The following is a 10,889-nucleotide window of genomic DNA, read 5'->3' on the forward strand; positions in this document are numbered from 1 at the left end:
TATAATTAATAATATTGTAATATTACTATACAATATAACTAATTCTAAATAGTTAAATATAGTTATTTAGAATTGGTTGATATTTTTAAAAATTCAAAAATGGAGAATGAAAAGATGAAACTAAACTTATCCGTCAAACCGCTGTGTTTGGTGTTGTCCCTTGTTTTTGCAAATGTTTGTGTTGCAGAAGGTATTGCGACAGGAACGATGCACAAAAACGGTTCGGTCGCGTTGGGCAAAGACTCGAAGGCTGGGGAGAATGCGACCGCGTTGGGCGACAAAGCGGCTGCGGCGGGTTATAAGTCTGTTGCTGCCGGCTATGATTCAAACGCTTCAGGTTTGAGTGCGTCGGCGCTTGGCAGTGAGGCTAAGGCGGAAGCATTGCGGGCAGTTGCCGTCGGTTTCAGAGCGAATGCAAAGGGAACCAACGATATTGCCGTCGGCGGCGCATCGAAGGCTTCCGGCGGACAGTCGGTGGCGGTCGGTTTGATGTCGCAGGCAACGGGTTTGCGTTCTATTGCGGTTGGCGAAAGTGCGAAGGCTGCCGATATTGATGCGGTTGCGTTTGGACGCGGCAGTGAAGCCAATGCGCTCAGTTCCACTGCTGTCGGGGATAGGGCAAAAGCCAATGGTACGCAGGCGGTTGCGCTGGCATCTGCTGCCGAGGCAAACGGTTATCAAGCGGTTGCAGTCGGTACGCGCGCGGTTGCCGAGGAAACCAACAGCGTGGCATTGGGCGTAGAATCTTCGTCCACCGCGCTCAACGGTCTTGCCGCCGGTACGCGCGCACGGGTACGGAAATCGGGCGGAACGGCTTTGGGCGCAGGTGCTGCCGCATTTGAAGAAAAATCCGCTGCTTTGGGCTACAAAGCGGAAGCGCGTCAACAAAACTCCGTAGCGCTCGGTACGGACAGCGTTGCCGATACTGCGGCAGGCGTTGCAGGTCATGACTTTGCTACCGGCGCGGCAAGTACGGAAACAGGCAGAACATGGGTATCGACTTTAGGTGCGGTATCTGTCGGCAGCGAACAAAACAGCCGCCAGATTACTAATGTTGCTGCGGGTAAGGAGGATACGGACGCGGTCAACGTTGCCCAAGTGAAGAGCCTTGCCCGCCAAAGCCAAAGCAGCCTTGCCGCAGCCGAGAGCAATCACCAGACACAAATCGCCGCTTTGCGCAACGAGGCCAAAGTCCGTATGGATAAACTTGAAGAGCGTGCTGATTCAGGCTCCGCCGCTGCAATCGCGGTCGGCAGCCTCGGACAGGCATATCAGCCGGGACAAGGCGCGGTTTCCGTCGCAAGCGGTATCTGGCGCGGTAAAAGCGGTTACGCCGTAGGTATTTCCAAAGTATCCGCCAGCGGCAAATGGCTGGTTAAAGGCTCGGCAGTCGGCGCGGCGAAAGGCGGTGCGGGCGGCGGCGCCAGCGTAACCTACCTCTGGTAATCGTCGTTAGACGTATTGTCGAAAGGTCGTCTGAAAACATTCCGTTTCGTCGAAACCGTGTTTTTCAGACGACCTCGTTCTTGATAATTCCATATTTGTCCCAATTTTGTAGGAGTTATTAATTTTCGAAAGAACAAAATGAAACCCAAATATGCTCCGCTTTTCCAATCTTTCACACTCAACAACGGCGTAACCGTCAAAAACCGCCTCGCCGTTGCGCCCATGACCCATTTCGGTTCGCACGCCGATGGTTTAATCAGTGACCAAGAACGCACGTTTCTCGGCAATCGCGCAGGTGATATAGGTCTCTTTATCTCCGCCGCCACTTTGGTTCAAGAAGGCGGCAAAGCCTTTCGTGGACAGCCCGAAGCTACGGGTGAAAACTGCCTCGACAGCCTGAAAGAAACCGCCCAAATCATTCAAAAACAAGGTGCAAAAGCGATTTTGCAAATCCATCACGGCGGCTCCCAAGCGATGGTAGAACTCAACCACCGCGACAAAATCAGTGCGTCCGCCAGCGAAAAGGATGGAGCGCGTGAAGCGAGTGCCGCAGAAGTGGAAGAACTCATCGCCTCCTTCGCCCAAGCTGCCGATTTGGCACTTCGCGCAGGCTTTGACGGTGTGGAAATCCACGGCGCGAACGGCTATTTAATCCAACAGTTTTACTCCGCCCAAAGTAATCGCCGTAACGACCAATGGGGCGGCAGCTTGGAAAACAGAATGCGCTTCCCACTCGCCGTCGTCGATGCCGTTGCCGCAGTTCGTGAAAAACACCAACGCAACGACTTCATTATCGGCTACCGTTTCTCGCCCGAAGAAGCAGGCGAAGACGGGTTGACCATGACCGAAACCGGCGCACTGATTGACGCCTTGGTGCAAAAGCCGCTGCAATATCTGCACGTTTCCTTATGGGAATTCGACAAGAAAATCCGACGCGGCGGCGATACGGCGCAAACCCGTATGCAGTTTATCCACGACCGTATCAACGGCAAGCTGCCTCTTATCGGCGTGGGCAACCTGTTTACCGCTGATCAAATTTTGGCGGCGTTTGAAACCGGCTGGGCGGAATTTATCGCACTAGGCAAAACCGTCATGATCAATCCGCACATCGCCACACAAATCAGCGAAGGCCGCGAAGCCGAAATCGAAACGCAACTCGACCCGACGCGCGCCGACCATTACGGTTTGCCCGACATCCTGTGGGAATTTTCCGCCAGCGGTACCCAATCTTGGCTGCCGCCGGTAATGTTTGTTTGAACAATTCAGCCGCCTACCCATTTTTTGAGCGGGGTAGGGGATGAAATTACCGTTATAGCTAAAGAGGTCGTTTGAAAAACGTTTTCAGACGACCTCTTTCTTGTCCGACAAAACGCTATGTTTTTCAGTTACAATACGCGCTTACTATAATGATCGACAGTTTGAAGAGACGCGATGAAAGAACATAAGGCCCGGAAACGCTTCGGGCAGAATTTTTTGCAGGACACGCGCATTATTGCCGATATTGTCAACGCCGTGCGTCCGCAGGCGGATGATGTGGTGATTGAAATCGGACCGGGCTTAGCGGCGATTACCGAGCCTTTGGCGAAGAAGCTGAACCGTCTGCACGTTATCGAAATCGACCGCGACATCGTACGTCGTCTGAAAACGCTGCCGTTTGCGGATAAGCTCGTGATTCATGAAGGCGATGTATTGCAGTTTGATTTCAACAGCATCGCGGGCAAAAAGAAAATCGTCGGTAATCTGCCGTACAACATTTCCACGCCGCTTTTGTTCAAGCTGGCGGAAGTGGCAGACGATGTCGTCGATATGCACTTTATGCTGCAAAAAGAAGTGGTTGAACGCATGGTCGCCACGCCGAAAAGCAACGACTATGGTCGCTTGGGCGTAATGCTGCAATATTTTTTCGATATGGAGCTGTTGATTGACGTGCCGCCCGAATCGTTTGACCCTGCACCGAAAGTGGATTCGGCAGTGGTGCGCATGATTCCGTTGAAACACCGCATCGGCAAGGCGGACGATTTCGAGCATTTCGCCAAACTGGTGAAACTCGCCTTCCACCAACGCCGCAAAACCATACGCAACAATTTGAAAGAACTTGCCGGCGACGAGGATTTACAGGCAGTCGGCATCAGCCCACAAGACCGCGCCGAACATATCGCGCCGGAGAAATATGTGGAACTGAGCAATTATCTCGTCCGTAAGGTCGTCTGAAAACATCTGGAAACAACATGATTAAATTCAAAAACGTACATAAACATTTCAAAGACCTGCACGTCATCAACGGCGTCAATCTGGAAGTGAAGCAGGGTGAAGTGGTGGTAGTTTGCGGACCTTCGGGCAGCGGCAAATCGACGCTTATCCGTACCGTTAACCAGCTTGAAAGCATTGAGAGTGGCGAGATTTGGGTGGACGGTATCAATGTTGCCGATCCGCAAACGGATTTGAACAAGGTGCGCGAGGAAGTGGGTTTTGTGTTTCAAGGCTTCAATCTGTATCCGCATCTGACCGTATTGGAAAACATCATCCTGTCGCCGATGAAGGTGAAAAAACAAAGCCGCGAACAGGCTGAGGAAAAGGCGATGGAGCTGTTGGAACGCGTGGGTTTGGCGCATAAAAAAGATGCATTCCCCAGCCAGCTTTCCGGCGGGCAGCAGCAGCGCGTGGCGATTGCGCGCGGGCTGGCGATGGAACCGCGCGTGATGTTGTTTGACGAACCGACTTCCGCGCTCGACCCGGAAATGGTCGGTGAAGTGTTGAAAGTGATGCAGGACTTGGCGGAAAGCGGCATGACCATGATGTGTGTCACGCATGAAATGGGCTTTGCGCGCGAAGTGGCAGACCGCATTATTTTCGTGGATAAAGGACAGATTTTGGAAAACGAAACGCCTGAAGAGTTTTTTACCAATCCGAAACACGAACGCGCCAAACAGTTCTTGCAGCAAGTGATGACGCATTAACAGCTTGTCAAAAGGTCGTCTGAAAGACAGATTTGGGTTTTCAGATGACCTTTGGCGAATATAGTGTATTAAATTTAAACCAGTACGGCGTTGTCTCGCCTTGCCGTACTATTTGTACTGTCTGCGGCTTCGTCGCCTTGTCCTGATTTAAATTTAATCCACTATACAACCGATAGATATAGACGGCGAAGAGGCCATTTCCGATTTTGCCGTTTCAAAGGAAAACCATGTATTTTGTTGACCGTACCGCCGTCGTGCTTAAGCCGACCGCCCGCTTTTTGGAATGGCTGAAATCCGCCGATGAAAATATGCCCGACCTGACCATCGAGCAAATCCGTGCCAACTGCTCCGTATTCCTCGTGCCGCAGTTTGACGAGCCGGAAGAAGTGATCTCCTATTTCGACGAACGCTACCAACAGATTTTCGAGGCGGAACTCGCAGGCTGGGACATCGATAAAAGTAAGTGGCCGCAAGACATGAGCCTGAAGGCGTTTTGGGAATTTTTCGATACCGAAATTCACGATATGGTTTTGGACATGGAAGAAGCGGAATTGAGCATTACGCCCGTGTTCGACAATATGATGTAAGGCGATGCGCGCTTTTCAGACGCCCTTGAAGCCGTCGCGTTCTTTAAAAGCCTTGTCCGTCTTGTTGCATTTGTCCGCAGTTGCCGTGTGCCTGATATGGTTTTACGGCTGGATGATGTGGTTCGGGCTGGCGGCGTTGGCGGGCAGTTTTGTCCACGCTTGGCGCGTGGTGAATTTGCGGACGGTGGGTGCGGTAAAGAAAATTGCCATCGACCGCCATGCGCGCGCTTCCGTATTTTGCGGAGACGGAGAAGGGCAGGGCGCGGTGTTGGACGGTGCGACGATGCTGACCCCTTACGCTTTGTTTTTGCAGTGGAACGCCGATGGCAAAACGATACGGCAATGCGTCACGCCCGATATGGCGGATAAGGAATCTTACCGTCGTCTGAAAGTTTGGGCGCGCTGGTGTCAGGCTCAGGATGACGCGAATCCGATTTAATCTCAGCAAGGCGGTTTCTCGTCTTGTCCTATACAAATTAAACCCAATATAAAAATAATCCACGCAAGCAGCAGTAACCGTCTAAATTATTCCGAAACGACGGTTTCAGACGACCTTTTGAAAAACGAAACACACATGAAAACATTACAAGACTGGCTCTCGCATTTGGAAACCGCCCACAGCGGCGGCTTAATCGACATGGGCTTGGAACGCACGGGCGAAGTGAAAAAACGCATGAAGCTCGAGCCGCAATGCCCCGTCGTCGTTGTCGCGGGAACAAACGGTAAAGGTTCGGTCTGCGCCTATCTGACGCAGATTTACAAACAGGCGGGTTTCAAAGTCGGTACGCTGACCAGCCCGCATTTATTGCGTTACAACGAACGCATCGCCGTCAACGCCGAGCCGGTTTCAGACGACCTCATCACCGCTTCCTTCGAGCGCATCGAAGCGGCACGCGGCGAAATATCGCTGACCTATTTTGAATTCAATGCCTTGGCGGCGGTCGATATCTTCATACGCGAACAAGTCGATGTGATGATATTGGAAGTCGGCTTGGGCGGACGTTTGGACGCAGTCAATGTGTTCGACTGCGATTGCGCGGTGGTTACCAGCGTGGATTTGGACCATCAGGCGTTTTTGGGCGATACGGTCGAACAGGTCGGCTTTGAAAAAGCAGGCGTGTTCCGCAGCGGCAAACCCGCAATCTGCGGGCAAAACCCCGCACCCGAATCGTTGGTCGCACACGCCGAAGCCATAGGCGCGAAACTGCTGATGGTGCAGCGCGATTTCGATTTCTCCTCATTGGAAAACATCCAATGGAACTACCGCTTTCATCCGCAGCATTCAGACGACCCCGCGCGCAACCGCAATTCCCTGCCATTCCCCGCATTGCGCGGCGCATACCAGCTTTCCAACGCAGCCTGCGCGTTGACCGTGTTGGAATGTTTGAACGAAAAATTGCCGGTGGACATCGGCGCCATCAAGCGCGGATTGCTGCTGGTTGAAAACCCCGGACGTTTCCAAGTTCTGCCCGGTCGTCCGCTGACCGTTTTGGATGTCGGACACAATCCCCACGCCGCCCGCGCCCTGCGCCGCAGCCTGATTAATTTGGCGTTTGCGCAAAAACGCACCGCCGTATTCAGCATGCTGTCCGACAAAGACATAGACGGCGTGTTGGAAATCGTTAAAGACCAGTTTGACGAATGGTATATCGCGCCTTTGGACGTGCCGCGCGGCATGACGACGGACGCCTTGCAGGCGAAACTGGAAGCACAAAATATCGAAAATATACAAACTTTTACCTCCGTTCGCGAGGCGTACCGCGCCGCTTTGGCTAAGGCGGGCGAAAATGATAGAATCGTTGTTTTCGGCTCATTTCATACCGTTGCCGACGTGATGGCGGCGTTGTAAAAGGAAATCTCCATGTCTGACAATAAGCAAAATGAAGTTCTGACCGGTTACGAACAGCTCAAACGCCGCAACCGCCGCCGCTTGGTTATGGCATCGGGGTTGGTGGCGGCATCGACCGTTTTATTGGGCGTCGCCCTGTCAACCGGACCGGAAAACAAGCAAGAAGAAAACGCCCAAACTACAACCATCCAACAGAATAATGCCAACGCAGAACCTGCCAACTTGGCGGACGCGACCGTGTTGGAACCTTCTACCAAAGAAGATTTGGAAGCAGCGGCAGAAGCGGCTAAAAATGCCGATGCCGAAGTAGCGGAAGCAGCGGACAAGCCTCAGGAAATCGGCACACCGGAGCGAAATGCCCAAGCGCAGCCCGAACCGCAACCTGAAGCGCCGCCTGCTGCGCCCGAAGATTTAGGCCCGCCTTTGGTGCTGATTAACGATACGCTGTCAGACAGCGACATCAAAGGTTTGGAAGAATCCGAGAAAATCCAAAAAGCCGAAGCTGCCAAACGCGAAGCAGCCGCACGCCGCGCGGAAGAGCGTCGCCGTAATCGCGAAGAACAGCGTAAAGCGCAGCAGCTCCAAGCACAAGAAGCAGCGGAACGCGAAGCCAATGCCGCCGCACGCAAACGCGCCCTTCAAGCCGCTAAAGCCGAGAAGGCGGAACGCGCTGCCGCAGCCGAACGCAACAAGCTGGCGCAATTGGAAAAAGCTGAAAAAGCCGTTGCCGAACGTAAGGCGTTAAAAACCAAAGAAGAAGCGGCAGCGAAACACAAAGCGGCAGCGGAAAAAGCCAAAGAAGCCGTTACAGCATCCGCGTCCGAACCTAAAGAAAGAATTCGGGTAGATGCTTCCAAATACGAAAAAATTGAAACGGCTAACAAAAAAGCTTCCGCGGTAAGGGAAGCCGAAGCGAAAGTTGCCAAAGCCAAAACCGAGCCGACAGCAAAAGCAGAGAAAACCGCTGCTGCCGAAAGGTCGTCTGAAAAAGCAAAAACCAAAACCGCCGAAGTCAAATCAGGTAAAAAAGCCGCGATTCAGGCAGGTTATGCTGAAAAAGAACGCGCCTTGAGCCTGCAACGCAAAATGAAAGCGGCAGGTATCGACTCGACTATTACCGAAGTGATGACGGATAAAGGCAAGGTTTACCGCGTCAAATCGGGCGCATACAAAAACGCCTACGACGCCGAACGCGACTTGAACAAATTGCGCGTACACGGCATTGCCGGACAGGTAACCAATGAATGATATTCCGTTAGCCGACATACTCGCCTTCGGCGTGATTGCGGCGTGTATCGTGATGTCGATGATACGCGGCGTCATTGCCGAAGCGGGTTCGCTGTTTGCGTGGGTGATTTCCTTCTTGTTGGCTAAAACGTTTGCCGTGCCGTTTTCAGAAGTGGCGTTCAAATCGATTCAACCGCATGCCTTGGGCGTTGCCATTTCGTTTGTCGTGATTTTCTTTTTGGCGCGTTTTTTACAGCAGTTTTTGCGTACCATACTGACCAACGCAGCGTCATCGATGGGGCTGGGAAGTGTCAACAGGGTATTGGGCGGCGTGTTCGGCGCAGTCAAAGGCGTGTTGCTGGTAACTTTGGCGGTCATGGTCTGCGCTTATACCGATTTGCCGGAAACGGAAGATTGGCAAAGTTCGTACAGTATTCCTTATTTCCAATCATTGTCTGAAGTCATCATGCCTTATCTGCCCGGTCAGAAGGACAAGGCGGAAGATAAGGCGGAATCGTAAATCTACCGGTTTCAGACGACCCCGATTGCATCGAAGGTCGTTTGAAACCGGTTTTTATTGGGATATATTGTTGTATAGAGAGTTAAGTTTAAACACCTGCACAGCTTTACTTTACTCTGGTTTGAAAAGAATAATTTTTTATTGAGTTATCAGGGTAATAAGTGAAATAGTTTTATACATTTTGCTGTCGGCAACCTCATTGCCTTGCTCTGATTTAAGTTTAACCCAATATTTTTTAGATCAAATTTCTGCGAAGATCCGTTATAAGAATTGCAAAATAAAAATCCCCACTGAAAAGTGGGGATTTTGCTTTGCAATTCTTTTGCTTAACCTTTGCGGGCAGGCAATTTTTCTTTAATGCGGGCCGCTTTACCAGTCAGACCACGCAAGTAGTACAGTTTGGCGCGACGAACGTCACCGCGGCGTTTTACTTCGATTTTTTCTACGGTAGGGGAGTAGAGTTGGAAAGTACGCTCAACGCCTTCGCCACTGGAAATTTTGCGAACGATGAAGTTGCTGTTCAAGCCGCGGTTACGACGGGCGATAACAACGCCTTCGTAAGCTTGCAGACGGCTGCGTGAACCCTCTACTACGCGTACGGAAACGACTACGGTGTCGCCCGGTGCGAATTCGGGGATATCTTTGTTCAGGCGAGCAATTTCTTCTTGCTCTAATTGTTGAATCAGGTTCATTGTTTTTCCTAAATTATGATTGGATTTCCTGTTGCTCTTGCAAGATTTCTTTTAAGAGGCGGGATTCCTTTGGGATTAAACTGCGCTTTTCCAGTAGGTCTGGTCTGCGCTCCAGGGTGCGCCGCAGCGATTGTTTCAACCGCCATTCGGCTATCAAGCCATGATTGCCCGAACGCAATACGTCGGGAACAGTCATGCCTTGGAATTCTAAAGGTTTGGTGTAATGAGGGCAGTCTAGTAGGTCGTCTGAAAACGAATCCTGTTCGGCTGACTGTATGTCGCCCAATACGCCGGGTATCAGTCTGAGTACGGCATCCATCAGCATCATGGCGGGCAGCTCTCCGCCGGAAACGACAAAGTCGCCTATGCTGATTTCTTCATCTACGCTGCTTTGCAGCAGGCGTTCGTCAATTCCTTCGTATCGTCCACAAAGCAGTATGAGATGCGGAGATTTTGCAAGTTCTACGGCTTTTTTGTGGGTTAGCGGTTGACCTTGCGGACTAAGGTAGATGACTTTTGCAGGCGCTGAAGATATTTGTTTGGCTTCTTCTATCGCTGCTTGCAGCGGCGGCGCCATCATAATCATTCCTGGACCTCCGCCAAAGGGGCGGTCGTCAATATAGCCGAGTTTGTTGTCGGCGAATTTGCGGGGATTGATGGCTTGGAATTGCCAAAGGTTTTGTTTTTTTGCGCGACCGGTTACGCCGTATTCGGTAATGCTGTCGAACATTTCGGGGAAGATGGTGATGGCTTGTATCAACATCAGTAGTCTAAGCCCCAGTCGGCGGTAATGGTTTTGCCTTCAGTATCGACGGTTTCGATGTAGTTGGATACGAACGGGATCAGGATTTGGCCATGTTCCCCATTAATCATCAAAACATCGTTGGCGCCGGTTTCCATCAGGTTTGTGACTTTGCCGAGCACGATATTGTCTTTGTTGACAACGGTCATGCCGACTAAATCTGCCCAATAATATTCGTCTTCCTCGGTAGGAGCGAATTCTTCTCGGGGAATTTCGATGGTATAGCCACGCAGGGCAAAAGCCTGATCGCGATCATCTATGCCTTCAAATTTAACCTGAAGCTCTCCGCTGACGATTTTGCCGGCTTCGAGTGTAACGTTCAGGGTTTTACCGTCTTTGCTTAACTGCCACTCAGGGTAGTCCAGGAGGCTGTCGGCGTATTCTGTATTGGCGGCTATTTTGAGCCAACCTTTGATGCCGAATACGCCTTTGATGTAGCCCATGGCTACCCGTTGTCGAGTGTCGGTCATAGCAAGATTAGCCGGTGATTAAGCAGCAGCTTTTTGTTCTTTGATCAGTTTTGCAACTGCGTCGCTGACTTGTGCGCCTTGGGCGATCCAGTGGTTCAGGCGGTCGGCTTGGAGGCGTACGCGCTCTTGTTTTTCATTGGCAACAGGGTTGTAGAAGCCAACGCGCTCAATGAAGCGGCCGTCGCGACGGTTGTGGGAGTCGGCAACGACTACGTGGAAGAAGGGACGGTGTTTAGAACCACCGCGAGCCAAACGGATAACTACCATTTTGAGTCCTTTTGAGAAAATCGGATAGATAAGAAACCGCTAATTTTAGGATATTTTGCGTTGTTCATGCAA

13 protein-coding genes are annotated in these 10,889 nt (G+C 51.5%); 9 read left to right on the forward strand and 4 right to left on the reverse strand.

Features of this window, described 5'->3' with window-relative positions; translation table 11 throughout:
* The first annotated feature begins 114 nt into the window (after positions 1-114).
* The 9 genes from AC5M9B_RS07165 (at position 115) to AC5M9B_RS07205 (ending at position 8,586) form a co-directional block, all read left to right on the forward strand.
* Complete coding sequence (locus AC5M9B_RS07165) at positions 115-1,446, forward strand: YadA-like family protein (protein WP_487648436.1); 1,332 nt, start codon at positions 115-117, stop codon at positions 1,444-1,446.
* A gap of 138 nt (positions 1,447-1,584) precedes the next feature.
* Positions 1,585-2,703, forward strand: coding sequence for an NADH-dependent flavin oxidoreductase (locus AC5M9B_RS07170; protein ID WP_003758160.1), 1,119 nt, complete (start codon positions 1,585-1,587; stop codon positions 2,701-2,703).
* Between the two features lie 174 nt (positions 2,704-2,877).
* On the forward strand, positions 2,878-3,657 hold the full coding sequence (rsmA, locus tag AC5M9B_RS07175; RefSeq protein WP_487648437.1) for a 16S rRNA (adenine(1518)-N(6)/adenine(1519)-N(6))-dimethyltransferase RsmA: 780 nt from the start codon (positions 2,878-2,880) through the stop codon (positions 3,655-3,657).
* A gap of 17 nt (positions 3,658-3,674) precedes the next feature.
* Positions 3,675-4,403, forward strand: coding sequence for an amino acid ABC transporter ATP-binding protein (locus AC5M9B_RS07180; protein ID WP_003740819.1), 729 nt, complete (start codon positions 3,675-3,677; stop codon positions 4,401-4,403).
* Positions 4,404-4,630: 227 nt separating this feature from the next.
* Entirely contained in the window at positions 4,631-4,990 is a 360-nt protein-coding gene (locus AC5M9B_RS07185) for a hypothetical protein (RefSeq protein ID WP_487648438.1), read from the forward strand.
* Positions 4,991-4,994: 4 nt separating this feature from the next.
* Positions 4,995-5,429 carry a protein YgfX gene (locus tag AC5M9B_RS07190; protein WP_487648439.1) on the forward strand — a complete coding sequence of 145 codons (435 nt, stop codon included), beginning with the start codon at positions 4,995-4,997 and terminating at the stop codon, positions 5,427-5,429.
* Positions 5,430-5,564: 135 nt separating this feature from the next.
* Positions 5,565-6,839 (forward strand): bifunctional tetrahydrofolate synthase/dihydrofolate synthase, encoded by a 1,275-nt coding sequence (gene folC / locus AC5M9B_RS07195; protein ID WP_487648440.1) that lies wholly within the window; start codon positions 5,565-5,567, stop codon positions 6,837-6,839.
* 12 nt (positions 6,840-6,851) lie between these two features.
* Positions 6,852-8,087 (forward strand): SPOR domain-containing protein, encoded by a 1,236-nt coding sequence (locus AC5M9B_RS07200; RefSeq protein ID WP_019271455.1) that lies wholly within the window; start codon positions 6,852-6,854, stop codon positions 8,085-8,087.
* On the forward strand, positions 8,080-8,586 hold the full coding sequence (locus AC5M9B_RS07205) for a CvpA family protein (RefSeq protein WP_487648441.1): 507 nt from the start codon (positions 8,080-8,082) through the stop codon (positions 8,584-8,586). Before AC5M9B_RS07200 ends, AC5M9B_RS07205 begins: the two co-directional genes overlap by 8 nt.
* A 326-nt stretch (positions 8,587-8,912) precedes the next feature.
* Here the strand turns inward: AC5M9B_RS07205 and rplS are convergent, their stop codons facing one another.
* The 4 genes from rplS to rpsP are packed head-to-tail and all read right to left on the reverse strand — an operon-like array spanning position 8,913 to position 10,817.
* Positions 8,913-9,278 carry a 50S ribosomal protein L19 gene (gene rplS, locus AC5M9B_RS07210; RefSeq protein WP_003740828.1) on the reverse strand — a complete coding sequence of 122 codons (366 nt, stop codon included), beginning with the start codon at positions 9,276-9,278 and terminating at the stop codon, positions 8,913-8,915.
* Positions 9,279-9,291: 13 nt separating this feature from the next.
* The gene (gene trmD, locus AC5M9B_RS07215) at positions 9,292-10,041 is read right to left on the reverse strand and encodes a tRNA (guanosine(37)-N1)-methyltransferase TrmD (protein WP_487648442.1); all 750 of its coding nucleotides are present in this window, start codon (positions 10,039-10,041) and stop codon (positions 9,292-9,294) included.
* Complete coding sequence (rimM, locus tag AC5M9B_RS07220; protein ID WP_049222878.1) at positions 10,041-10,550, reverse strand: ribosome maturation factor RimM; 510 nt, start codon at positions 10,548-10,550, stop codon at positions 10,041-10,043. Before rimM ends, trmD begins: the two co-directional genes overlap by 1 nt.
* Positions 10,551-10,568: 18 nt before the next feature.
* Positions 10,569-10,817, reverse strand: a complete 249-nt coding sequence (gene rpsP, locus AC5M9B_RS07225; RefSeq protein WP_003740833.1) for a 30S ribosomal protein S16 — start codon at positions 10,815-10,817, stop codon at positions 10,569-10,571.
* Between the last annotated feature and the right edge of the window lie 72 nt (positions 10,818-10,889).

The sequence above is a fragment of the Neisseria flava genome (assembly GCF_982712965.1).